The organism is Streptomyces sp. CNQ329, assembly GCF_000482585.1.
This window is the reverse complement of sequence record NZ_AXVU01000024.1, coordinates 1-22,020: the sequence shown is the minus strand read 5'-3', so window position 1 is coordinate 22,020 and position 22,020 is coordinate 1. Positions and strand designations below refer to the sequence as shown.

At 75.5% G+C, this 22,020-nt stretch carries 20 protein-coding genes; 11 read left to right on the top strand and 9 right to left on the bottom strand.

Annotated features, from left to right (window positions below; translation table 11 throughout):
- Window positions 1-41 precede the first annotated feature (41 nt).
- The 3 genes from I003_RS0117620 to I003_RS0117610 form a co-directional block, all read right to left on the bottom strand.
- Window positions 42-521 carry an MMPL family transporter gene (locus tag I003_RS0117620; RefSeq protein WP_486584266.1) on the bottom strand — a complete coding sequence of 160 codons (480 nt, stop codon included), beginning with the start codon at window positions 519-521 and terminating at the stop codon, window positions 42-44.
- Window positions 521-2,749, bottom strand: coding sequence for an AfsR/SARP family transcriptional regulator (locus tag I003_RS0117615; protein WP_486584265.1), 2,229 nt, complete (start codon window positions 2,747-2,749; stop codon window positions 521-523). The genes I003_RS0117620 and I003_RS0117615 overlap by 1 nt, the downstream gene beginning before the upstream one ends.
- A 142-nt stretch (window positions 2,750-2,891) precedes the next feature.
- Window positions 2,892-4,112, bottom strand: a complete 1,221-nt coding sequence (locus I003_RS0117610) for a sialidase family protein (protein ID WP_027772708.1) — start codon at window positions 4,110-4,112, stop codon at window positions 2,892-2,894.
- A 248-nt stretch (window positions 4,113-4,360) separates the two neighbouring features.
- Here I003_RS0117610 and I003_RS0117605 point away from each other — a divergent pair, with 248 nt between their 5' ends.
- Window positions 4,361-5,572, top strand: coding sequence for an MFS transporter (locus tag I003_RS0117605; RefSeq protein ID WP_027772707.1), 1,212 nt, complete (start codon window positions 4,361-4,363; stop codon window positions 5,570-5,572).
- A gap of 24 nt (window positions 5,573-5,596) precedes the next feature.
- On the opposite strand, the gene I003_RS0117600 is transcribed toward I003_RS0117605, so the two are convergent.
- Window positions 5,597-7,252: an FAD-binding dehydrogenase gene (locus tag I003_RS0117600; protein ID WP_027772706.1), complete on the bottom strand. Its 1,656-nt coding sequence runs from the start codon at window positions 7,250-7,252 to the stop codon at window positions 5,597-5,599.
- A 162-nt stretch (window positions 7,253-7,414) separates the two neighbouring features.
- On the opposite strand from I003_RS0117600, the gene I003_RS0117595 reads away from it, so the two are divergent.
- The 5 genes from I003_RS0117595 to I003_RS0117575 all read left to right on the top strand — a co-directional run bounded on the left by I003_RS0117595 (window position 7,415) and on the right by I003_RS0117575 (window position 12,527).
- Window positions 7,415-7,813 (top strand): DUF202 domain-containing protein, encoded by a 399-nt coding sequence (locus tag I003_RS0117595; RefSeq protein WP_027772705.1) that lies wholly within the window; start codon window positions 7,415-7,417, stop codon window positions 7,811-7,813.
- Entirely contained in the window at window positions 7,810-8,118 is a 309-nt protein-coding gene (locus I003_RS0117590) for a DUF202 domain-containing protein (RefSeq protein WP_027772704.1), read from the top strand. Before I003_RS0117595 ends, I003_RS0117590 begins: the two co-directional genes overlap by 4 nt.
- Before the next feature lie 112 nt (window positions 8,119-8,230).
- A complete protein-coding gene (locus I003_RS0117585) occupies window positions 8,231-9,598 on the top strand; it encodes an MBL fold metallo-hydrolase (RefSeq protein WP_027772703.1) in 1,368 nt (455 codons plus the stop codon).
- 675 nt (window positions 9,599-10,273) lie between these two features.
- Window positions 10,274-11,296, top strand: a complete 1,023-nt coding sequence (locus I003_RS0117580; protein WP_027772702.1) for a phosphotransferase family protein — start codon at window positions 10,274-10,276, stop codon at window positions 11,294-11,296.
- Window positions 11,297-11,303: 7 nt separating this feature from the next.
- On the top strand, window positions 11,304-12,527 hold the full coding sequence (locus I003_RS0117575; protein ID WP_027772701.1) for an acyl-CoA dehydrogenase family protein: 1,224 nt from the start codon (window positions 11,304-11,306) through the stop codon (window positions 12,525-12,527).
- Window positions 12,528-12,552: 25 nt separating this feature from the next.
- Here the strand turns inward: I003_RS0117575 and I003_RS0117570 are convergent, their stop codons facing one another.
- A complete protein-coding gene (locus I003_RS0117570) occupies window positions 12,553-13,146 on the bottom strand; it encodes a TetR-type transcription factor C-terminal domain-containing protein (protein ID WP_027772700.1) in 594 nt (197 codons plus the stop codon).
- 89 nt (window positions 13,147-13,235) lie between these two features.
- On the bottom strand, window positions 13,236-13,997 hold the full coding sequence (locus I003_RS0117565) for an SDR family oxidoreductase (RefSeq protein ID WP_027772699.1): 762 nt from the start codon (window positions 13,995-13,997) through the stop codon (window positions 13,236-13,238).
- 195 nt (window positions 13,998-14,192) lie between these two features.
- Here I003_RS0117565 and I003_RS0117560 point away from each other — a divergent pair, with 195 nt between their 5' ends.
- Entirely contained in the window at window positions 14,193-14,654 is a 462-nt protein-coding gene (locus I003_RS0117560) for a MaoC family dehydratase (protein ID WP_027772698.1), read from the top strand.
- Here I003_RS0117560 and I003_RS0117555 read toward each other — a convergent pair.
- The gene (locus I003_RS0117555) at window positions 14,642-15,289 is read right to left on the bottom strand and encodes a TetR-type transcription factor C-terminal domain-containing protein (RefSeq protein ID WP_027772697.1); all 648 of its coding nucleotides are present in this window, start codon (window positions 15,287-15,289) and stop codon (window positions 14,642-14,644) included. The two genes, I003_RS0117560 and I003_RS0117555, sit on opposite strands and share 13 nt — an antisense overlap.
- A 163-nt stretch (window positions 15,290-15,452) precedes the next feature.
- On the opposite strand from I003_RS0117555, the gene I003_RS0117550 reads away from it, so the two are divergent.
- The 4 genes from I003_RS0117550 (at window position 15,453) to I003_RS0117535 (ending at window position 19,595) form a co-directional block, all read left to right on the top strand.
- A complete protein-coding gene (locus I003_RS0117550) occupies window positions 15,453-16,100 on the top strand; it encodes a TetR/AcrR family transcriptional regulator (protein ID WP_027772696.1) in 648 nt (215 codons plus the stop codon).
- Between the two features lie 58 nt (window positions 16,101-16,158).
- Window positions 16,159-16,701 (top strand): ribonuclease FAU-1 family protein, encoded by a 543-nt coding sequence (locus I003_RS0117545; protein ID WP_027772695.1) that lies wholly within the window; start codon window positions 16,159-16,161, stop codon window positions 16,699-16,701.
- 126 nt (window positions 16,702-16,827) lie between these two features.
- On the top strand, window positions 16,828-18,036 hold the full coding sequence (locus I003_RS32545) for an aminotransferase class I/II-fold pyridoxal phosphate-dependent enzyme (protein ID WP_037721080.1): 1,209 nt from the start codon (window positions 16,828-16,830) through the stop codon (window positions 18,034-18,036).
- The gene (locus tag I003_RS0117535) at window positions 18,033-19,595 is read left to right on the top strand and encodes an amidase (RefSeq protein ID WP_027772694.1); all 1,563 of its coding nucleotides are present in this window, start codon (window positions 18,033-18,035) and stop codon (window positions 19,593-19,595) included. Before I003_RS32545 ends, I003_RS0117535 begins: the two co-directional genes overlap by 4 nt.
- A 226-nt stretch (window positions 19,596-19,821) precedes the next feature.
- Here the strand turns inward: I003_RS0117535 and I003_RS0117530 are convergent, their stop codons facing one another.
- Both I003_RS0117530 and I003_RS32540 read right to left on the bottom strand, forming a co-directional pair.
- Complete coding sequence (locus I003_RS0117530; RefSeq protein ID WP_486584270.1) at window positions 19,822-20,556, bottom strand: ThuA domain-containing protein; 735 nt, start codon at window positions 20,554-20,556, stop codon at window positions 19,822-19,824.
- 83 nt (window positions 20,557-20,639) lie between these two features.
- A partial coding sequence (locus tag I003_RS32540) for a carbohydrate-binding protein (RefSeq protein WP_037721078.1) occupies window positions 20,640-22,020 on the bottom strand: 1,381 nt, incomplete at its 5' end.

The window sequence follows — 22,020 nt, the reverse complement described above, 5'->3', positions numbered from 1 at the left end:
GGGAGGGGCGGGGGCACGGGGCCCCGCCCCTCCCGGCGTTGTCATCCTCCGCCGCCGACGGGGACCCGCCCCTTGCCGCCGCCGGTCTCCCCGGTGGCCGACGGGGCCCTCGGGTCCGCCGGGGCCGCGGGGTCCGGGTGCGCGGCGGGGGCGGCGGACGCGGCCGGTTCGAGGTGCAGCTCCGGCAGCAGCCGGTCCGCCCAGCGGGGCAGCCACCAGTTCACCCGCCCGAGGAGCGTCATCGTGGCCGGCACCAGCACCGTGCGGACGACCGTCGCGTCCGCCAGCACCGCCACCGCCATGCCGACACCGATCATCTTCACCGTCACGTCGGGGTCGATCGCGAATCCGGTGAACACCGCGATCATGATGGCCGCCGCGCTGGTGATGACGCGCCCGGTCGCCGCGAGGCCGCGGACGACGCTGCCGTGCGCGTCGCCGGTGGCCGGCCAGTCCTCCCGGATCCGGGAGAGCAGGAAGACCTCGTCGTCCATGGAGAGCCCGAACAGGATGGTGAACATCAGGATCGGCACCCAGCTCGAGACCGGTACGGCAGCGCGGCCAGCGCCGCCTCGGCGTCCGCCAGCCAGCGCGGCGCCTGCCAGCGGCGGGCGACGGTGGCGGCGTGCGCGTAGTGGTCCGCGGCCTGGTCCGTACGGCCCAGCAGCAGGGCGAGGTCGCCGAGCGTCTGGGCGACGGGCCGCAGGGCCAGGCACCCGCTCGCGGCTCCCGCGACCACGTCGCGCAGCGGCAGCAGCTCGGCCAGCAGGCCCTCGGCCTCGTCCCGCTCCTCCAGCGCCACCACGGCCAGCGCGCGGGCGGTGAGGAAGAGCGAGTAGAAGAAGTCCTGCCTGATGGGCGGTCGTTCGGCGCGGACGGCGCGGGCCTCGTCCGGGCGGCCGGCGTCGATCAGGGCCAGCGCGAGGGAGTCGCCCGCGAGGGCCCCGTACACCGACAGCGCCTCCCGAAGCTCCGGCAGCACCTCCGCCGGCCGGCCCTTGCGCCAGCACAGGGCGAAGCGCGACACCGTCCACCTGTCCTGCGCGTGCGGGGAGCCGTTGGCGCGCAACCGGGCGACGGCCTCGGTGTAGCCGCGCTCGGCCGCCGCGAGGCGGTCCCCGGCCATGTGCAGCGCGGCCAGTTGGACGTGCCGGACCGCGTCGGGCTCGCTGAGCCGGTGGGTCTCGGCGATCTCCAGCCCGCGGGCGACGTGCCGGCGTATCGCCGCGACGTCCCCCCGGACGGCGGCGGTCCCGGCCGCCAGGTAGGCGGCGAACCACGCGTAGGTGGGCATGTCGTGCTCCGCCGCGAGCTGCGCCAGCTCGGCGGCGATCTTCTCGCGCGGCGCGGGGTCGATCTCCCAGTCCATGGCCCTGCTCCGGGTGGCGAGCACCTGGGCGAGCAGCCCCGGGTCGCCGAGGCCGCGCGCCAGGTCGACGGCCTCGGCCGCCGCCGCCCGCCCCGCGTGCACGGGGCCCGCGGAGCTGTCGACGGCGGCGGCGAGGGCGTCCAGCAGCCGGCAGCGGACGGCGTCGTCGAGCGTGCGGTCCGCCAGCAGACGGCGCAGCACGGCGGCGGCGCGGGTGTCCTCCTGCGGGTAGGGCCTGCGCTCCCAGGCGGTGGGCTCGGTCCAGGCGGTCAGCGCCTCCACCAGCAGGTCGTCGCGGCCGTGCCGCTCGGCGACGTCCATGGCACGGGCGCGGACGGCCTGCGCCTCGACGACGGCGCCGCCGCGGGCCCGCGCCTGCAACTGCAGCCCCAGCAGGGCGACGACGCGGGCGGCGGCGTCCTCACCGGCGAACGCCGCGGGGTGGCGATCGACGCACGCGACGGCCCGGCCCAGCAGTCCGGCGGCGGTGTCGTGGGCGTAGCGGCGCCCGGCGAGGGCGGCGGCGCGTACGGCGTAGTCGACGGCGGTGCGGGCGGTGGCGGTGCCGGGGGCGCGCAGGTGGTGGTGGGCGATGGCGGAGACGTCGTCGGGGCGCAGCTCGCGCAGGGCCCGGCCGAGGGCGGCGTGCAGCCGGGCGCGGCGCAGACCGCTGGTATCGGTGTAAAGGGTGTCGCGTACGAGGGTGTGGGCGAAGCGGACGCGGCCGGGGCCGGGCTCGGTGAGCAGCCCGGCGGCGACACCGGCGTCGAGCCCGTCGAGGACGGCGTCTTCGGCGGCGGGTGCGGTGGCCGGGTCGGTCCCCGGGCCGGGGACCGGTCCCCCGGGGCGGCCGAGGCGGAGGGTCGCCGCGGCGTGGATCTCGCGGGCGGTCAGCCGCAGCCCTGTCAGGCGGGCGGTCTCGGCCGCCGCCCAGGGCGCGTCGGCGAACTCCGCGTACGCCGCGCCCCGCCACAGCCGCAGCGCCGCCGCCGTCTCCGTACGCGCCCGCCCCGGGTCCGGCGCGAGGAGATGCCGGGTCCGGGTGAGCGCCCGTTCGAAGCGCCAGGCGTCCACGGCCTCTTCGGGCAGGTGCAGGGCGTAGCCCGGCCGGGTGCTGACCAGCAGCCGGGCCGGGGCGCGGCGGGAGCGGCCGGGTTCCAGTCCGCGCCGGAGATGGGAGACGTATGCCTGGAGCGAGGCTCGTGCGCGCGGCGGCGGCGCCCCGTTCCACAGGTCGTCGATCATCCGGTCCGCGGAGAGCGTCTCCCCGCGCGCCGTCAGCAGCAGGGCGAGGACCGCACGCTGGCGCGGGCCGCTGAGTTCGGCCGGCACGCCGTCGACCTCGGCGGCGAGCGGGCCCAGCACGCCTATCGCCACCACAAGGAGATTTTAGGTCGCGCCCGCCGCCGCCGGTGCGCCGGGGAAAGCCCCGGCACGCCGGCGGCGGGCGGGCAGCACCCGACCGACCGGCCGTCAGGCACCGTCGGTCGCCGTCGGCGGGCGTACGGCGCCGCCCGTCGCGTCAGCCGTCGAGGTTCCGCAGGTCCAGGCGGCGGAACTCGATGGTCTCGGACGACCCGGACGCCCCCGTCTCGTACAGGATCCCGAGCGTCCGGCCGTTGACCTGCACCAGGTCCGAGTACGCCGCGGGCTGCTGCGACAGCGTCGTCACCTTGGTGAAGTTGCGCCCCGCGTCGTCGCTGCGCCAGAGGGCCATCTTCTCGCGCTTCTCCGGGTTCGACGGGCCGGAGAACAGCAGCGGCGCGTGCCGCCCCACGGGCTGCAGCACGCTCGCCTGGACGACGGGCACCTCGTTCAGGTCCTGCTGCACCCCGTACGGCCGGTCGAGGCTCGTGCCGCCGTCGCTGGAGTAGGTGTCGAGGCGGTTGCCCTCGGAGGTGCCGTTCTGGTCGCGGGTGCTGAAGTACAGGCGTCCGTCGGGCAGTTCGGCGGCGATGTTCTCGTTACTGTTGATCTCGCCCTCGTACTGGTCGTCGATGAAGCCCATCTGCCAGGTGCGGCCCCCGTCGTCGCTGTAGATGGCGTGGGCGCCGTAGTACCTGGCCTCCTGCCCGGTGTCGGCGGAGCCGGCCGGCGGGGAGGTGGAGTGGTTGGACGGGATGACGAGCCGGCCGCGGTTCGGGCCGTGCCGGAGGGCGACGGCGTGCCCGGGACCGGTCGCGTACCAGCGCCACTGCGGCAGCTTGACGTCGGCGGTGATCTCCCGCGGCTCGCCGAAGGTGCGGCCGTCGTCGGTGGAGCGCTGCACGAAGACCCGCCGGCTCTGCTCGGCGGTGGCCTCGCCGCGCATGATCTGCGCCTCGGTGACCTCGCCGCTGTTGTACGAGGTGACGAGGACCAGGTCGCCGGTCTTCGGGTCGACGACGGGCGCGGGGTTGCCGCGGGTGTTCCCGCCGCCCGCGGCCACGACGGACATCGGGCCCCAGGTGCAGCCGCCGTCCTCGGAGCGGCGGACGACGACGTCGATGTTGCCGCTGTCCCCGGCGCCGCCGACGCGGCCCTCGGCGAAGGCGAGGAGGGAGCCGCCGCGGGTCTTGATGCTGGCGGGGATGCGGTAGGTGTCGTAGCCGCCCTCGCCGGATCTGTAGGGGACCGAGGACGTGCAGGGGGCCTTGGCGGACGCCGTGGCTCCGGCGTCGGCCGCCGCCGTGCCGGGGCCGGCGGCCAGGGTGCCGAGGAGGGCGGTCGCGGAGAGGAACAGGAGGCTGGTCGAGGTGCGCATGCGGCGACTCCGGAGTCATGGGACGTAGGAGGTGGGATGTCTGAGCGCAAAACGTAGAGGGCGCGGCGGCACGAGGCAAGACCCCTGACACGGGGAAAGGACACCGGGAGGATCGCACCACCGTGCTCGGCCGCACGTGTTCGTGTGCGATCGTGAGCGGGAATCGAGCTGGTTGGACAGATGAGGGGCCGGTCGGGACGACCGGCCGGTGCCCGGACGGGACTCAACGGGCGGGCGGAGGAGGCCGGGTGGCGAGCACGGGCGAGATACGGCGGGCGCGGTACGCCGTCGCGGCGGTGTTCGCCGCGCACGGCGCGGTCACCGGCAGCTTCGCCACCCGGGTCCCCTGGGTGCAGGACCACGCCGGGATCAGCGCCGGCCAGCTCGGCCTCGCCCTGGCGATGCCCGCGCTCGGAGCCGCCACCGCGATGCCGCTCGCGGGCCGGATCAGCCACACCTTCGGCGCCCGGCGTGCGCTGCGCGGGCTGATGGTCCTGTGGTGTCTCGCGCTGGTGCTGCCGGCGCTCGCCCCCGGTCTCGCGACGCTGTGCGCGGGCCTGTTCGTGTACGGAGCGACCGCGGGCATGGCGGACGTCGCCATGAACGCACTCGGCGTCGACGTCGAACAGCGGCTCGGCCGCTCGATCATGTCCGGGCTGCACGGCATGTGGAGCGGCGGTGCGCTGGCGGGCTCGGCGGCGGGCACCGTCGCCGCGCACACCGGTCTGGACGGCCGGGTGCACTTCGCGCTCGCCGCCGGCGTCCTCACCGCGGTCTCGGCCGTCGCCTGCCGCTGGGTGCTCGCGCCCGTCGCACACGCCGAGGAGGAGCCGCCGCCGCACTTCGCCCTGCCGCCGAAGTCCGCGCTGCTCATCGGCGTGGTGGGGTTCTGCGCGGTGTTCGCCGAGGGCGCCAGCCTGGACTGGTCGGCCGTCTACCTGCGCGACGAGATGGACTCCTCCGCCGGTCTCGCCGCCGCGTGCACCACGGGCTTCGCGCTGACGATGGCCGTGGCCCGGCTCCTGGGCGACGCGGTCGTGGAACGCCTCGGCCCGGTGCGCACGGTGCGCGCGGGCGGGGTGCTGGCGACGCTGGGCGGCGTGCTCATCGTCACCTCCTCCGCCGCGGCGCAGGCGATGGCCGGGTTCGGGCTGCTGGGCCTGGGCATCGCGGTGGTGGTTCCGGTGGTCTTCGCGGCGGCGGCGCGGTCCGCCCAGGCGCCGAGCCAGGCGATCGCGGGGGTGGCGACGATCATGTACGCCTCGGGGCTGGTGGCCCCGGCGGCGATCGGGCAGGTCGCCGACGCGACATCGCTGACGGTGTCGTTCGGGCTGGTGACGCTGCTGGCCGGCGGGCTCATCGCGGGCGCGGGGCTGCTGGGCGCGCGGCGTGCGGAGACGAAGGCCCGGGTGCCCGGCCCGGCGCCGGACCCGGCCCCGGCGCCGGGCACGGACGCCTAGGCGGCGGGCGGCCCGTGCGGGCCCTCAGCCCACCGCCTTCGCGGCGGCGCGGCCCGCGGCGCGGCCGGAGAAGAGGCAGCCGCCGAGGAAGGTGCCCTCCAGCGAGCGGTACCCGTGGACGCCGCCCCCGCCGAAACCGGCGGCCTCCCCCGCTGCGTACACGCCCGGCAGCGGCTCCCCGCCCTCGGTGAGCACCCGCGAGGACAGGTCCGTCTCCAGCCCGCCGAGGGACTTGCGGGTGAGGATGTTCAGCCGCACGGCGATGAGCGGGCCGTTCTTCGGGTCCAGGAAGCGGTGCGGGGAGGCGACACGGATGAGCTTGTCGCCGAGGAAGTTGCGGGCGCCGCGCAGGGCGGTGATCTGCATGTCCTTGGTGTAGGCGTTGCCGATCTCGCGGTCGCGCGCGGCGAGCGTGCGGCGCAGCGCCTCCTCGTCGATCAGCTTGTCGCCGGTCAGCTCGTTCATCCGGCGCACCAGCGTGCCGAGGTCGCGTTCGACGATGAAGTCGGCACCGTTGTCCATGAACGCCTGCACCGGGGCGGGCGCCCCGGAGCCGGCCCGGCCCAGCACGTCGCGCACGCTCTTGCCGGTCAGGTCCGGGTTCTGCTCGCTGCCGGAGAGCGTGAACTCCTTCTCGATCACCTTCTGGCTGAGGACGAACCAGGTGTAGCCGTACCCCGACTTCATGATGTGCTCCAGCGTGCCGAGCGTGTCGAAGCCCGGGAACAGCGGCACGGGCAGCCGCCGGCCGGTCGCGTCCAGCCACAGCGAGGAGGGGCCGGGCAGGATGCGGATGCCGTGCCGGGCCCAGACGGGGTCCCAGTTCTCGATGCCCTCGGTGTAGTGCCACATCCGGTCGCGGTTGATCAGCCGGCCGCCGGCGGCCCCGGCGACGTCGAGCAGCAGCCCGTCGACGTGCGCGGGGACGCCGGAGAGCAGCTTCTCCGGCGGGGCGCCGAGGCGCTCGGGCCAGTGAGCGCGGACGAGGTCGTGGTTGCCGCCGATGCCGCCGGAGGTGATGATCACCGCCTGGGCGCGCAGCTCGAAGGTGTCGGCCACCTCCCGGCTGCTGGCCATGCCTCGCGGGGCGTCGCTGGGCTGGAGGATCTCCCCGCTGACGGTGTCGACGGCGCCGGCGCTGCGGGCGAGGCCGGTGACGCGGTGGCGGAAGCGCATCTCCACGCGGCCCAGTTCCGCGGCCTCGCGTACCCGCCGCTCGAAGGGGGCGACGAGGCCCGGACCGGTGCCCCAGGTGATGTGGAAGCGGGGTACGGAGTTGCCGTGGCCCTCCGCGTCGTAGCCGCCGCGCTCGGCCCAGCCGACGACCGGGAAGAACGAGACGTCCATGGAGCGCAGCCAGGAGCGCTTCTCACCGGCGGCGAAGTCGACGTACGCCTCGGCCCACTTGCGCGGCCAGTGGTCCTCGGCGCGGTCGAAGCCGGCGGTGCCGAGCCAGTCCTGCCAGGCCAGCTCGCGGCTGTCGCGGATGCGCATCCGGCGCTGCTCGGGCGAACCGACGAAGAACAGGCCGCCGAAGGACCAGTGCGCCTGGCCGCCGAGCGCCTGCTCCGGCTCCTGGTCCAGCAGGATGACCCTGCGTCCGGCGTCGGCCAGTTCCGCGGTCGCGGCGAGGCCGGCGAGCCCCGCTCCGATCACGATGACGTCGGCGTCGTAGACCATGGCTGCCGCCCCTTCGAAGGTTACCGGTCGGTTCAGATCCTGTTGACTGGGCGTCCGCCCGTCAACCGCCGGGCGCCGGGCACTTCGCCCGCCGCGGGCCGCGCCGCGGGCGGGGCGGGTCGGCCGCCGGGTGCGCGGCGGCGTTCGGTTAGGGTCGAGGCCGTGAGCGACCCCGAACGTCCGTCCGCCGTGCGGCTGTGGTTCGCGCCCCGGCGGCTGCGCGGTGAAGGCCGCACGCCGGACTACCGCTTCTCGCTCGCCAACGAGCGGACGTTCCTCGCGTGGGTGCGGACCGCGCTGGCGCTCGTCGGCGGCGGCATCGCCGCCGACCAGTTCCTGGATGAGATGTCCCGCCCCTTCCGTACGGTCATCGCCGCGGTGCTGCTGGCGGGCGGAGCGGTCTGCGCGGTACGGGCCGTCAACCACTGGATCCGCTGCGAGCGGGCGATGCGCCGCGGCGAGGACCTGCCGGAGTCCCGCTTTCCGGGGCTGCTCGCCGTCGGCACGGCGGTGGCGGCGGTGGCGCTGATCGTGGTGGTGCTGATCGGGACGGGGCGGTGAGCGACCCCCGGGACCCCGCGGCGCAGCCGGAGCGTACGCGCTTCGCGTGGCGGCGCACCACGCTGACGTTCGCCGTCGTGGTGGTGCTGGAGATACGGCGGGTGGTCGTCGAGGGCGCCTCGGCGGGCCGGTACGCGGGGCTGTCGCTCGCGCTGTGCACGTGGCTGGTGTTCCTGGCCGCGGGCCAGCGTCGGATCAACCAACTGGCCTCCGCCGCACCGGCGTCGATGCCGCCCGGGCTCGCGGTGGCAGCGGGCCTGTGCGTGGTGGCGTCCGCGCTGTCCGCGGCGGCGCTGCTCCTGTGACGCGGGCCGGCGCCCGCGGACGGCTCGCGGGCCGCCGCGCGTGCCGGCCGGGTTCTAAGCTCGCAGGACAGCACCACCGCGCAGGCGGGCGTTGTCTTGAGGGGGCATGCGCATGGCCGTCACCGTGCCGTTGATCGTCGTCATGGGCGTGTCCGGCTGCGGCAAGACCACGGTGGGCCGGGAGCTGGCCGAGCGGTTGAACGTGCCGTACGCGGACGGCACGGACATCGCCCGGGAGGCCGGCCTCCCCCACGCCTGCGACGGGCCGCCCGACGCCGCCGTCACCGCCTGGCTGCGCAGACGGTCCGCGAGCGGCGGCGTCGTCAGCCGGCCCGCCCTGCGCCGCCGCGACCGCGACCGGCTCGCGGCGGCCGTGCCGGGGGTGTACTTCCTGCACCTGGAGGGCTCCCGGCGCCTGATCGGCGCGCGACTGGCCGAGCGCAAGGAGCTGTTCGTCCCCCACGACGTGCTGGACGCCCAGTTCGCGGCGCTCGAACCGCTGGCGCCCGACGAGCACGGGGCCGCGGTACCCATCGACGGCACACCGGCGCAGATCGTGGACCGCGCGGTCGACGCGGCCCGCACGCCGTACTCCGTGCAGCTCGCCACCGGCGTGCACGCCTACGTCCAGCCGGACGGCGGCTGGTGCCTGAGCAACGCGGGCTTCGTCAGCGACGGCACGACCACCCTGCTCGTCGACACCGCGGCCACCGAGCCCCGGGCACGGCTGCTGCGCGAGGCGGTGCTCGCCAGCGGGGCACCCGACCCGGCGCTCGTGGTCAACACCCACCACCACGGCGACCACACGTACGGCAACAGCGTCTTCGCCCCCGCCACGGTCGTCGGCCACGCCGCATGCCGGCAACAGGTGCTGGCCGCGGGGCGCCATCTGGAGCTGGTGTGGCCGGAGGTGGAGTACGGGGACGTACGGCTGACGGCGCCGGACATGACGTACACCGAGTCGATGACGCTGACCACGGGCGGCACGGAGGTCCGGATGCTGCACCCCGGGCCGGCGCACACCGTCGGGGACACGGTGGTGTGGCTGCCGGAGCAGCGGGTCGTGTTCGCCGGGGACATAGCCATATGCGGCGGGACGCCGTTCGTCGCGTTCGGCTCGCTCGGGGGGTCGCTGCGGGCGCTGGAACACCTGCGGTCGCTGGGCGCCGAGACGGTGGTGCCGGGACACGGGCCGGTGACGGACGCGGGGGTGTTCGACACGGTGGAGCGGTATCTGCGCTACGTCGGCGAGCTGGCCGCGCAGGGCCGTGCGGCGGGCCGGACGCCGCTGGAGACAGCGCGGGCGGCGGACCCGGAGGCGTTCGCGGAGCTGGGGGAGCCGGAGCGGCTGGTGGCGAACCTGCACCGGGCATACAGCGAGCTGGCCGGCGAGCCGGAGGGCCACCCGCTGGACGCGGCGCAGTACTTCGCGGACATGGCGGCGCTGAACGGCGGCGAGATGATGCCCTGCCACGCGTAGCGCCTGCGGCGCGCACGGCGGGACCCCGGGGGCCCGGCCCGCCGCAGCCGCCGCCCCCGCGGCGCCCGCGCGACGCGGGCCACGGGCGGGGGGGGGCGGCGAGCGGTGGGCCTCACTCCGACCGGCCGAGGACAGGCGCGCAGCAGCACCCCCGGCCGGCGCCGGCGACCGGTCTCGCGAGGCCGGCACACCGCGGCGCCCGCATGGTGCGGGCCGTGGACGGCCCGGCCCCCACCGGTCCGGAAAAGGACGGACACGGACACCACCCGCCTCGGCACAGCCCGAGCGACCCGCCCCGCGCAGCCGGCGCGCATACGGCCCCGGCGGCACACATTGCCGGCGGCCCGGCCCCCCGGGACAGACGCGAACACACCCTGAGCACCACCCGCCTCGGCACAGCCGAGCACTCGGACCCCGCGCGGCCGGCGGGCCGGTCGCGCCCGCGCGCCCCGCGAGGCGCGGGCCGCCGGGGCCGGACCACCCCGGGCTGACGGCGAGCGCACCACCCGCCTCGGCACGGTCCGAGCGACAGGTCGCCACCGCACGGAGCCCTCGCGGCGCCCCGCGGTCGGCGTGTCCGCGGCGCGGGCTGGACGGCATACCGACCGGTCGGCACTATGGACCCGGGGCATCGGCCCCGGATACCGTCGACCGCCGCCCCCGGAGGGACCCCGCATGAGCGACGACCACCCGCCCGGCCTCGATCTCGACGCGCTACGGCGTCACCTCGACGCGCAGCTCCCGGGGCTCGTCCGCGGCGGGCTCCGCGCCCGGCTCGTCGAGGGCGGCAGGTCCAACCTCACGTACGACGTCACCGACGGCGCCGGCCGCTGGGTCGTCCGCCGTCCGCCGCTCGGCCATGTCCTCGCCACCGCGCACGACATGGCCCGCGAGCACCGCGTGCTCACCGCCCTGCACCCGACCCCGGTCCCCGTGCCGCGGACCCTGCTGCTCTGCGCCGACGACTCCGTGCTCGGCGCCCCGTTCTACGTCATGGAGTACGTTCCCGGCACGGTCTACCGCACGGCCGGACACCTGACCCCCCTGGGGCCCGCGCGCACCCGCGCCGTGGTCGACGGCCTCGTCGACACCCTGGTCCGGCTGCACGCCGTCGATCCGGCCGCCGCCGGCCTCGGCGACTTCGGCCGCCCCGACGGCTTCCTGGAGCGCCAGCTCCGCCGCTGGGGCAAGCAGCTCGGCGCCTCCCGCAGCCGCGAGCTGCCCGGCATCGAGGAGTTGCACGACGGCCTCGCCCGCGACCTGCCCCCCGCCGCGGCACCCGCCGTCGTCCACGGCGACTACCGCCTCGACAACGTCCTCGTCGACGCCGGCGACACCGTGACCGCCGTGCTGGACTGGGAGATGTCGACCCTCGGCGACCCGCTCACGGACGTCGGCCTGCTGGCCATGTACAGCGCCCCCGCGCTGGGCGCCGACTCCCCCATCGCCACCACCGCCGGCGCGCCCGGTCACCCGACCGCCGCCGAGATCACCGCCAGATACGCCGAGCGGTCCGGCCGGGACGTCTCCCGCGTCGCGTGGTACACGGCCTTCGCATACTTCAAGCTCGCGGTGATCCTGGAGGGCATCCACTACCGCTTCACGCTCGGCCAGACCGTCGGCGCCGGCTTCGACCGCATCGGCGAGCTGGTGCCCCGCTTCATCGCGGGCGGCCTCACCACGCTGCAGGAGGGCTGATCCGGCCATGGACTTCGCACCCGACGCACGCACCGAGGAGCTGCGCGAGCGCCTGCTCGCGTTCATGACCGAGCACGTCCACCCCGCCGAGCCCGTCGCCGCCGCGCAGCTCGCCGCGCAGGACGACCCGTGGGTCCACCCTCCCGTCGTGGCCGGGCTGCGCGCCGAGGCGCGCAGCCGCGGGCTGTGGAACCTCTTTCTCCCCGACCCGGCGTACGGCGCGGGCCTGACGAACCTGCAGTACGCGCCGCTCGCCGAGATCACCGGCCGCAGCCCTCACCTGGCCCCTCTGGCGCTCAACTGCAACGCGCCGGACACCGGGAACATGGAGCTGCTGGCCCAGTTCGCGACCCAGGAGCAGCGCGCGCGGTGGCTGGAGCCCCTGCTGGAGGGCCGGATCCGCTCGGCGTTCGCGATGACCGAGCCGGCCGTCGCGTCCTCGGACGCCACGAACATCGAGACCAGGATCGAGCGGGACGGCGACTCGTACGTCATCAACGGCCGCAAGTGGTACATCTCCGGGGCGATGAACCCCGACTGCGCCGTGTTCATCGTCATGGGCAAGACCGACCCGGAGGGAACGGACCCGCGCCGTCAGCAGTCCATGGTCCTCGTCCCCCGCGACACCCCCGGTCTCACGGTCCGCCGCGCCATGCAGGTCTACGGCTTCGAGGACCATCTGCACGGCGGCCACGCCGAGGTCGTGCTCGACGACGTACGGGTCCCTGCGGCGAACCTGATCGGCGACGAGGGCGGCGGCTTCGCCATCGCGCAGGCGCGGCTGGGGCCGGGCCGTATCCACCACTGCATGCGGCTGATCGGCATGGCGGAGCGGGCGATCGAGTTGATGTGCCGGCGGGCCGTGGAACGTGCGGCGTTCGGCAAGGAGCTGGCGCGGCAGGGCGTGGTGCAGACGTGGATCGCGGACGCGCGGGTGGCGGTGGAGCAGTTGAGGCTGCTGGTGCTGAAGACCGCGTGGCTGATGGACACGGTGGGCAACCGCGGCGCGCACACGGAGATCCAGGCCATCAAGATCGCTGTGCCCCGGGAGGTCACCGGCATCCTGGACCGCGCGGTGCAGGTGCACGGCGCGGCGGGCGTCGGTCAGGACACCCCGCTGGCGGAACTGTGGGCGTCGGCGCGCACGCTGCGGCTGGCGGACGGTCCGGACGAGGTGCACCAGCGGTCGCTGGCCCGGCGCGAGCTGAGGAAGTACGCGCCGGGCGCGTGAGCCGTACGGCGCGGGCCCGCCGTCGCTATCTGCGCAGGGCCCGCATCAGCAGCTCCGCCAGGTGGTCGCCGACCTCCCGGGCCGACATCGGCCCGTCCGGGCGGTACCAGGTGCCCAGGTGGTGCAGCGCGCCGAAGTGGTAGTCCACCACCAGGTCGGCCGGGGTGGCGGTGGAGAACACCCCGGCGGCCTGGCCCTCCTCGATGAGGCCGCGGAAGCGCTCGTGGTAACGCCGCCGCTCCGCCCGTACCTCCTTGGACTTCTCCGGGCCCAGCATGTGCATCGAGCGGAAGAAGATCAGCGCGTCCTCGTGGTGGTCGATGGTGGTGACGACGACGTCCGCCGCCGCCGCCCGCAGCCGCCGCTCGACCGGGGCGTCCAGGGCCGCGAAGTGGTCGAGGCGCTCCTGCTGGAGCCGCAGGAGGCGGCCGTAGATCTCGTGCAGCAGGTCGTCCTTGGAGCCGAAGTAGTGGTAGAGGGCGCCTTTGGTGACGCCCGCGGCCTCGACGATTTCCTGCACCGAGGTACGGTCGAAGCCCCGCTCCGCGAAGAGCCGTGTGGCGGCGGCGAGCAGCCGCTCCGGCACCCTGCCGCTGGTCCCGCCCGTCGTCGTCGCCATGCTCTCGCCCTTCGTCGTTCCGGCCTCCAGTGTCGGCCCCGGTGGCCCGGCCCGTCACGGTCTCCGGGAAGGTCCGCGGGACGTCCGGCTCAGCCGGGGCCGTCCTCCAGTGTCCGCTGCAGACGGTTCATGCCCGTCAGCCAGCGGTCCGGGTCGGTGGCGCGCACGGCGCTGTAACCGGCGACCTCGGGGTGCGGCAGGATCAGGAACCGGTCCTCGGCGATGCCGGCCATGACGGCGTCGGCGACCTGCTCCGGCTCCATGGCGCCGGGGGCGAGGACGAGGTCCCCGGCGGCCCCGGTGGCGCGGAGCATGCCGGTGCGTACGCCCTGGGGGCAGACCGCGTGCACGGCGATGCCGCGGTGGCGGTAGGTCAGGGACAGCCACTCGGCGAAGGCGAGCGCGGCGTGCTTGGTGACGCTGTACGGGGCGGCACCGACCATCGACAGCAGACCCGCGGCCGAGACGGTGGCGACGAACCGGCCTTCACCGCGCTCCAGCCACTCCGGCAGCAGCTCGCGCGCCGCGCGCACGTGTGCCATGACGTTGACGTCCCAGGCGGCGGACCACTCGTCGTCCGGGGCCTCGGGGCCGCCGCCCGTGGCGAGGCCGGCGTTCGCGCAGAAGAGGTCGATGCCGCCGAGCGCCTCGCGGGCGGCGGGTACGGCACCGGAGGCGTCGCCGGGCAGCGCGACGCCACCAATCTCGGCGGCGACGGCGCGGGCCGCGGCGGCGTCGAGGTCGTTGACCGCGACGCGGGCGCCCTCGGCGGCGAGCCGCCGCGCCAGCGCGGCGCCGATGCCCGCGCCGCCCCCGGTGACCACTGCCCGCGCCTTGCGCACGCTGCCCACGGTGCCCGCCTCTCCACGGTTGCCGCCCCGGTTGCCGACACCGCGCAGACTAACCGGTCGGTATGCCGGGGGGAACCCTCTCCGGCGGGAGCCGCACCCGGGCGGGGCCGTTGACAGAGGGGCCGCGGCGCCACCATGCTAAGCAGTCGCTTAGACCATCCCGCACGCACCCACGCCCGCCCCGGGAGGCACGCCATGGCAGAGCCCCGCACGTTCACCTCGGCCGACGAGCTGAAGGGCGCGGTGGGCGAGCAACTGGGGCACACGGACTGGGTGGAGATCGACCAGCGGCGCATCGACCTGTTCGCCGAGGCGACCGGCGACCACCAGTGGATCCACGTCGACCCGGAGCGGGCTGCGGGCGGCCCGTTCGGCGGGACCATCGCCCACGGATATCTCACGCTCTCGCTGCTCCCGCTCTTCGGCCCGCAGCTCATCGACGTCGCGGGCGTCCGGATGGGCATCAACTACGGCACGAACAAGGTGCGCTTCCCCGCACCCGTCCCCGTGAACTCCCGGCTGCGGGCGTCCGCCACGATCACGGACGTCACCGAGGTCGCGGGCGGCGTGCAGCTCACCCTCCGGTACACGATCGAGCGCGAGGGCGGCGAGAAGCCCGTGTGCGTCGCGGAGTCGGTGGTCCGCTACTCCTTCTGAGGGCCCTGCCGCCGGGCGTCCCCGGTGCCCGGCGCCGCGACCATCCGGCCGACCAGGTCCGCGTACAGCGCCGCCAGCTCGTCCGGCGGCCGGCGGCCCGAAGCACTGAACCACCGCGCCACGTCCACGCACAGCGACAGCACGGCCAGCGCGGTCCCCGGCACATCGGCCACCGCGAACGCGCCGTCCCGTACGCCGTCCTCGATGATCCCCCGCACCAGCCGGTCGATGTCCCGCCGCAGCGCGACGATCTCCGCGTAGTGCTCCTCGCCGAGCGCCGCCAGCTCGTACTGCACCACGCGCGCCGTGGTGTGGTGCTCCGCGTGCCAGCGCACGAAGGCGCGGACGGCGCGCGCCAGCCGCTCCTCCGCCGTGCCGTCGGACTCCGCCGCCGCGGCGATGATCGCCCGCGCCCGCTCGTGGCCCACCCTGCTGATACGGAAGAGCAGCTCTTCCTTGGTCTTGAAGTGGATGTACAGCGCGGCAGGGCTCATCCCGGCGCGGCCGGCGATGTCGCGGGTGGTGGTGGCGTGGTAGCCGCGCTCCGCGAAGGACTCGACCCCCGCGGTGAGCAGCCGCTGCGCCGCCTCCGGCTCGACGCCGCCCCAGGCCGCCGGGTCCTGGACGTCCTGCATGCTCGCTCTCCGCTCTCCCGGGTGCAGCGGGGAACACCCTACCGCCGACGCTGAGCAAGCGCTTAGGGGCCTGCGGACCGGGCGTGACGGGTCGGGACCGGAGCGGCCCCCGACGCGGGTTAGCGCTGCTAGTTTCCGTCCCGCCCGCTCTAACATGTGCGGCATGGCCCGCCCCCGCAAGCCCCTGCTGAGCCGTGAGCGCATCGTCACGGCGGCGCTCGCCCTGGTCGACGCCGAGGGGCTGCAGGCGGTGTCCACCCGGCGGCTCGCCGCCGAACTGGGGGTCAGCGGGCCGTCGCTGTACAACCACTTCGAGACGAAGGACGAGTTGCTGGACGCCGCGGTCGACGCCGTCGTCGGGGAAGTCGACCTGTCGATGTTCGCGGACCCCACGCCGTGGCCCGAGGCGCTGCTCGCCTGGGCCAGGTCGTACCGGGCGGCGCTGGCCGCGCACCCGAACATCGTGCCGGTGCTCGCCCAGGGCCCCGGCCGCAGGCCGGCGGCGCTGCGGCTGGCGGACGCCGTGTTCGGCGGCATGGTCGCCGCGGGCTGGCCGCCGGCAGAGGCCACCCGCGTCGGCGCCCTGATGCGGTACTACGTCGCCGGCTCCGCGCTGGGCTCGTTCGCGGGCGGCTTCGTCACCGACCCCGCGGCGTACGACCCGGAGGACTACCCGCACCTCGGCCGGGCGCATCTGCTGGCGGCGCACCGGCGGGAGGTGGACGAGGGCGCCTTCGAAACCGGGCTGCGGGCGCTCGTGGACGGGCTGCGGCTGCAGTTCGCCCAGCTCAACGGGGAGCCGACGGGCTGACGCCGGGCCGGTGCCGGGGCGCCGCCCGGCGGGCCGCCGCCGGGGCTATGATCCCGCAATGGCCGACCTGGTACGCGTGATCTACCGCAAGTACGACGGCACCCTGCACTGGAACTCGACCATGCGCCGCCTCGGCGAGGACGAGCACGGCGTGTGGCTCGGCCAGCCGGCCGGCGGCACCACGCGCAAGGGCGCGGGCCCGCCCGTGACCTTCGCGTGCGCGTACGTGGCGCTCTTCCCCCGGGACGCCTGGTGGACCGCCGATTTCAACGCCCCCCCGCGCACCACCGAGCTCTATGCGGACATCACCACGCCGCCGCGGTGGCGCTCGGCCGCGGAGGTCACGATGGTCGACCTGGACCTCGACGTCGCCCGGCGGCGCGGGGAGCGGGAGCCGCGGCTGCTGGACGAGGACGAGTTCGACGAACACCGGGTGCGCTACGGCTACGCGGAGGAGACCGTGGCCCGGGCGAGGGCATCGGCCGAGTGGCTGATGGCGGCGGTGGCGGCGGGCACGGAACCGTTCGGCGGGGCGCACCGCAGGTGGCTCGAACAGCTCGCGGACGGCGAGACCGGACCGCGCCCGCCGAGCGGCCGGTAACCGCCGCGTCGGGAGGCGTGAAATCGCAGGTCCGGTGTCGGTGAGCCGACCTACCATGGCGGGCATGGCCCGATCGAACAGCCTTTTCACCCGGCCCGCCCCGCCACGTCGCGCCGGCGGGCGCCGATGAGCGCCGGAACCCCGCACGCGCCGCCCGGCGCCGAGGCGGCCGACCCGCTGCGCGGGCCGGCGCTCGCGGAGTTGCGCCGGCGGACGTCGATGAAGTGGCGGGCGTATCCGCCCGACGTGCTGCCGCTGTGGGTCGCCGAGATGGACACGCAGCTCGCGGCGCCCGTCGCCGAGGCGGTGCGCGACGCCATCGGCCGCGGCGACACGGGGTACGCGACCGTCGAGCCGTACGCGGAGGCGCTGGCGGAGTTCGCCGAGCGCCGCTGGGACTGGCGGGTGCCGGCCGAGCGGATCGCCCTCGTGCCGGACGTGATGCTCGGCATCGTCGAGGTGCTGAAGCTGGTCACGGGCCCGGACGATGCCGTCGTCGTCAACTCCCCGGTCTATCCGCCGTTCTACGCCTTCACCGAGAACCTGGGCCGCCGCGTGGTCGAGGCCCCGCTCGGCGCGGACCGCCGCCTCGACTTCGCCGCCCTGGCCGAGGCGTTCGCCGCCGCCCGTTCCGGCGGCCACCGCGCGGCGTTCCTGCTGTGCAGCCCGCACAACCCGACCGGCACCGTGCACACCGCCGCCGAGCTGGCGCAGGTCGCCGCGCTCGCCGGGGAGTACGGGGTGCGGGTCGTCGCCGACGAGATCCACGCCCCGCTCGTGCCGCCGGGTACCGGCGCGCGGCACGTGCCGTATCTGACCGCGCCCGGCGCGGAGCGGGGCTTCGCCCTGCTGTCGGCGTCGAAGGCGTGGAACCTCGCGGGGCTGAAGGCGGCGGTGGCCGTCGCCGGCGAGGAGTCGGCGGGCGAGCTGGCGCTGATGCCGGAGGAGGTCGCGCACGGGGCCAGCCACCTGGGGGTCATCGCACACGTGGCGGCGCTCCGGCACGGCGGCCCGTGGCTCGACGCGCTGCTGGCCGGGCTGGACGGGAACCGGCGGCTGCTCGGGCGGCTGCTGGCCGAGCGGCTGCCGGAAGTGGAGTACCGCCCTCCGGAAGGTACGTTCCTGGCCTGGCTCGACTGCCGGACGCTGGGCCTCGGGGACGACCCCGCGGCGGTGTTCCTGGAGCACGGGCGCGTGGCGCTGGCGTCGGGGATCCCGTTCGGCACGGGCGGCGCGGGCCACGCGCGGCTCAACTTCGCGACCTCACCCGAGGTGGTGACCGAGGCGGTGGACCGGATGGCCGCCGCATTGCCCCAGCCGGGAGGCAGGCCATGACCGACGACGTCACCGAGGACCGGCAGGACGGCAGGGCCGCCCGCGAGCGCGCCGGCGCGGGCAGGCGCCGCACGGCGGCCCGGCGCGGTGGCCGCAGCGCCGGGTCCCCCGCGGGAGCCGCGGCACCGGCGGACCGCGGGCCCGTCCACGCCTTCCGGGACGACGCCCTGGGTGCGCACGACGCCGTCGCCCTCGCCGCGCTCGTCCGCGACGGCGAGGTCAGCGCCGGGGAGCTGGCCCGGGCCGCCGTCGAGCGCATCCGCCTGGTCGACCCCGAGCTGCACGCCGTCGCCGTCCCCGCCTACGACGCGCACGGACCGGGCGAGCCGGAGACAGCCGCCACCGGCCCGCTCGCCGGAGTGCCCACCCTGCTCAAGGACAACACCGACTACGGCGGCCTGCCCACCGGCCACGGCAGCGCCGCCTTCACCCCGCGCCCCGCCCCGCGGCACGCGCCGTTCACGCGTCAGTTCCTCAGCACCGGCATGACGTTCCTCGGCAAGACCCGGCTGCCGGAGTTCGGCTTCAACGCCAGCACGGAGTACGAGAACGACGAGCCCGTCCGCAACCCCTGGCACACGTCGTACTCCCCCGGCGGTTCCTCCGGCGGCAGCGCCGCGCTCGTCGCCTCCGGCGCGGTGCCGATCGCGCACGCCAACGACGGCGGCGGCTCCATCCGCATCCCCGCCGCGTGCTGCGGGCTCGTCGGCCTCAAGCCGACCCGGGGCCGGGTCGTGGCCAACGAGACGGGCCGCCGGCTGCCGATCGACATGGTCGCCGACGGCGTTCTGAGCCGGTCCGTGCGCGACACCGCCGCGTTCCTCGCCGCGGCCGAGCGGCACTGGCGCAACCCGCGTATGCCCCCGCTGGGCCTGGTCGAGGGCCCGGGCACGCGCCGCCTGCGGATCGGCCTGGTGGCCGAGTCGCCGACCGGCGCCAGGACCGACGCGGCCACGCGCGCGGCCGTCGCCGCCGTCGCCGCCGTGCTGGAGGGGCAGGGGCACATGGTCGAGCCGTACGCGCTGCCGCTCGACGGCCGCTTCGAGCAGGACTTCATCTCCTATTGGGGCATGCTCGCCTTCCTCGCGGGCGCCGGCGGCCGGTTCGTGTACGACCGGCACTTCGACGGCCGCCGGATGGACGGGCTCAGCAAGGGCCTGCGGGCGACGTACCTGCGCCGGATGCACACGACCCCGGCGTTCCTGCGCCGCCTGCGCCGTGCCGCGGACGAGGCGTACGACGCGGCGCTCACCCGCTACGACGTGCTGCTGTCCCCGGTCCTCGCGCACACCACCCCGCGCCTCGGGCACCTCTCGCCCAACGTCCCGTACGAGGAACTGCTGAACCGCCTCCGGGCGTACGTGGCCTTCACCCCGATCAACAACATCGGCGGCAGCCCGGCGATCTCCCTGCCCGCCCCGGCGGCCGACCCGGGACCCGCGGGCGGCGTGCCGGCGGGGGTGATGCTCTCGGCGGCCCACGGCGACGAACGCACGCTGCTGGAACTGGCCTTCGCGCTGGAGGCCGACCGGCCCTGGCGCCGGATTCAGGACGTCTGAGGGGGCGGGCACCCGGAACCGTTCCCGGCCCGATCGCCGCCGGACGGCCGGACCCGCCGGTCACGCCGGCCGGCCCGGGAACGGGCCAGGTGCCCGGCCGATGTGGCCGGGCACCTGGGTCCGGCGAACGGGCGGTTCGGCGTGCCGCCCGTTCCCCGTGCCGGCCCGGGGGCCGGTCCGTCGCCGCCGCCCCTCGCGGCGACGACGGGCCCTCGGGGCGCGGGGGTCAGCCGCAGTCGGCCTCGATCGCGCCCGCCGACCAGCGGACGCCGCCCAGGAGGTGGCGTACGAAGTCCGGCTCGGCGTAGGACTCGGCGGTGTGGCCGCCGCCGGTGTAGAAGGACCGGCCGCCCTCGTACTCCTGGCACCAGGCGATGGGGTGGTCCTCGCCCATCTGCCCGCCGTCGTAGGTCGACTCGTCGAGCGTGGCCAGCACGTGGGCGGTGTCGCGCGCGTTGGCCCGGTAGTCGTACCACTCGTCGTTGCGGACCCACCGGTCGTCCAGGTGCGCGGTGGCGTCGTGCGCGTGGTCCTCCACGTTCACCGTGGCCTGCTGGATCGCCGGGTGGGAGGCGAACCAGGCGCCGACCAGCTCGCCGTAGAACGGCCAGTCGTACTCGGTGTCGGCGGCGGCGTGGATGCCCATGTAGCCGCCGCCGCCCGTGATGTAGCCCTCGAACGCGGCCTGCTGGGTCGCGTCGAGCACGTCGCCCGTCGTGTGCAGGAAGACGACCGTCTCGTACTGGGACAGGTTCTCCGCGGTGAACGCGCCGGCGTCCTCCGTGGCCGTGACGGTGAAGTCGTTCTCGGTGCCCAGTCGGGTGAGCGCCGCGACGCCCTCGTCGATCGAGTCGTGCCGGAAGCCGGCCGTCTTGGAGAAGACGAGCACGTCGAAGGCGGCTGCCTCGTCGCCCGCCGCGGCCGGCGCCTTGGGTGCGGGGGCCGCCGTCGCGCCGGTCATCGGCAGCGCGGCCACGGCGCCCAGCAGCAGGCATGCGGCGGCCGGGAGGGCGAACCGCCGGGCCCGCCGCTTGGTGGTGTCAGTCACTGTTCGCCTCCGGAGCCGAGGGTGAAGGAGTCGATGGTGAAGGGCGCGTCCTGTGCGCCCGTGAAGACCAGGTGCAGCGTCGTGGTGCCCGCCGGCGCGTCGGCCAGCGTGGTGGTCACGTCTTCGTACGTGTCCGCGCCCCCGGTCGCCGGCACGTCGACGGTGCCGAGCAGCGTGCCGTCCGGCGCGTCGGCGCGCACCTCGACGGCCCCGCCGGCGGCCTCCGCCGCCACGCGGGCGGTGAAGTCGCCGTCCTCGACCAGGTACGGGCTGAAGGCGATCCAGTCGCCGTCGTCGATGCCGCCGGCCCGCGCGCCGCCCTCCGCCGACTCCGACTGCTCGACCTCGACGCCTTCGGTGGTCTTGAAGTGCTCCGCCTGCCGGTGCCGGGGCTGCGCGAGGTGCTGGTCGGTGACGATCGTGCCGTCCGCGGCGGTGTACTTGGCCGTGAAGACGCCGAAGATGTTGGCGCTCACGTCGTGCCCGCCGTCCTGGGGCGTCTGCAGGGTGCCGGAGCAGCCCGAGGCGGACGCGAGGTGGTGGGCGTGCGAGTCGTGGCCGAGCAGGTAGTCGAGCGTCACCTTCGAGCAGTCGACCTCACCGCCGTCGGGGTCGGTCACCTCGATCTCGAACGGCACGGCGTCGCCGAACTCGAAGAGCTGCCCGTCGCCGGGGAGCTTCAGCTCCACCGACGCCGCGCTCGCGGCCTTCGGCGCGCCGCTGTCCGCGCCGCCGGCTTTCACCGCCTCCGGCTCGTCGCCGGCCTTGGCGCCGCCTGCCTGGCCCGCCGGTACGTGCTCGATCCGGTAGAGCGCGCTGGAGTCGTCGCCGCTGCCGAAGCCGGTGCCGTAGTCCAGGACGTACAGCGCCCCGTCGGGCCCGAACGCCATGTCCATCACCTGCGTGCCGGACCAGGGGAAGTCGTTGATGGACTGGATCCCGCCGGAGCCGTCGACCTTGATGTTCTTGATCCAGCGGCGGCCGAACTCGCCGGCGAAGAAGTCCCCGTCGAACTCCTCGGGGAACTTCACGGCCGAGTCGAGGCCGGCGTCGTAGTGGTAGACGGGGCCGCCCATCGGGGACTCGGAGCCGTTGCCGAACTCGGGGACGGAGCCGCCGTCGTAGGGGATCCAGGCGGGCTGGGCGGGCGGCAGCTCGGTCAGCCCGGTGTTGTGCGGCGAGTTGTTCACGGGCGCGTCGCAGTCGAACGCGTCGCCCGAGGCGCCGGAGCCGAAGTCGTAGTCGCGGTAGGCGTCGTTGGCGCCGGTGCAGTACGGCCAGCCGAAGTTGCCGGGCTCGGTGACACGGGCGAACTCGACCTGTCCGCCGGGCCCGCGGGTGTCGCTCGCGGTGCCCGCGTCGGGGCCGTAGTCGCCG